Below are 1,601 nucleotides of genomic sequence, written 5' to 3'. Positions count from 1 at the left end.
TGCTTGAATAATGGGAATAATCCGTGAAGGTTGAATGCCCCCAATAATGGAAATGGTTGCATTGGGAATAAAAATGGTTCCACGTCCTATACGGTCATAGGTGTATGATTTTTTGCCATTAAAAGCTGTTAGATAAAAAGAACGGTCTGATTGATATTCCTTCCGTTCCAAATCGGATAAAAAACCAGATAATTCATCACGAACCAACAAGAGACCACGGGGGTTTTCTTTTAACAATTCCCCAAGCTTTTCGACGGTCACATCGTTGACAATAAGACGTCGTTTATTAAGCGTGTCATCTTCCTCACTTTCTTTATGTTCAAGAGATTGAGAAAGAAGAGCAAGGGCTTGTTCCTCGTCTTGATCTTTGAGTGCTTTGTAGGCTTGTTTTTTCTTTTCTCTTTTGTCTAATTCAATAAGAATATCTTTTGTTTCTTGCTGTTTTTTCTTCTTTAACCATTCTTGACGCCATTCCTCTTGAAAAACATCAAGAGGTGCTAAAGCAGCTTCCATGGTATCTGTTTTCATAGTTGAAGGTTCCCCCACAATGGCACCCCAGAGATTAGGAACAATTTTCCAATTGGCATGTTGTTTTGGAGAAACCCGCACGCCATTTCCAATGACAGCAGACAATCCACATAAAGCAGAAACAGCAACAAAATCGATAGAAGATTGTTGAATATCAGCAACGTCATAAACATAGTTTATTAATGGTGTTGGAAGCAGGAATATTTTAAAAGGCTCGACGGGTAAGAGAGCCGTAGCAATCGGTTGTAATTGCCCCCAACCATTTTGTTGCAAGGCTTGTTCATAAGAAATGGCTTTTAAACAAGTATTTTCGTTTAAAGAGACATTATCGTTATCATTGACGGGAGTATTTTCATTATTGTTTTGTAAATTACTATCTTTCATAGTTTCCCTCTTTTAAGAAAGTAATACGTTATTAAAATCGGTTCCTTTTGGAGCTTGCATCATAAAGACCTCAAAGCCATGGCTATAGGCACGTGCAGCTAGGGTAAAACCTGCTTTACGACCCGCATCATCGCCGTCCATTGCAATTGTCAGACGTCCTTTTGTAGGGGGTAAATTCACACGCATCATGCCACTGGTTGAAAGAGAAGCCCATAAATCAACGGGCTCTGATAACAACCCAGACAAAAGAGCCAGACCGGTTTCAATGCCCTCACAAATGACCAGATGTTTGGGATTGCCTTGACTTAAATGCACAGCACCACCTGTTACAGATCCCAACATGGCTTTTGCTGGTTTTTGGTCTGTTTTGCAGCCATTGGCTTGTAAAAAGGTTCTATGAATGGCGAAAGAGCCAGCGCCCTTAACAAGAGCCACCAACGCGGGCAGTGTAATCCCAGAGGGGTGTGGACACTTGTCGTAAAAGCGTAAATCAGCAGGCAAATCACATGTGATCCCCCGCATACGTAAATAGGTTTCTGCTAAAGTATTTTTGATTGGTTGGCTTTGTTGCCAAATTGCTTTTGCTCTCTCTGCTTTCTGTTTTGCTCGTTTGAGATCAGCACAAAACTGTTTTGAGAAAGAGAGCGTCTGATCATAAGCTTGTTTTCCAAGCAATCCAATTCTAATAA

Annotated in this window: 2 protein-coding genes; both read right to left on the bottom strand. The window is 40.6% G+C overall.

Annotated features, from left to right (window positions below; translation table 11 throughout):
• Positions 1–912: DUF3987 domain-containing protein (locus ACFIMS_RS08310; protein ID WP_375696620.1), on the bottom strand; the 912-nt coding region annotated here is incomplete at its 3' end.
• A 12-nt stretch (positions 913–924) separates the two neighbouring features.
• Positions 925–1,601, bottom strand: a 677-nt coding sequence (locus ACFIMS_RS08305) for a toprim domain-containing protein (RefSeq protein ID WP_375696619.1), incomplete at its 5' end; no start/stop codon positions are given.

The sequence above is a fragment of the Bartonella sp. AP331QHHD genome, assembly GCF_042195905.1.
In the GTDB taxonomy this organism is placed as follows: domain Bacteria; phylum Pseudomonadota; class Alphaproteobacteria; order Rhizobiales; family Rhizobiaceae; genus Bartonella.
Note: the sequence above shows the minus strand (reverse complement) of the source record. Positions and strands in the feature narration are given on the sequence as shown.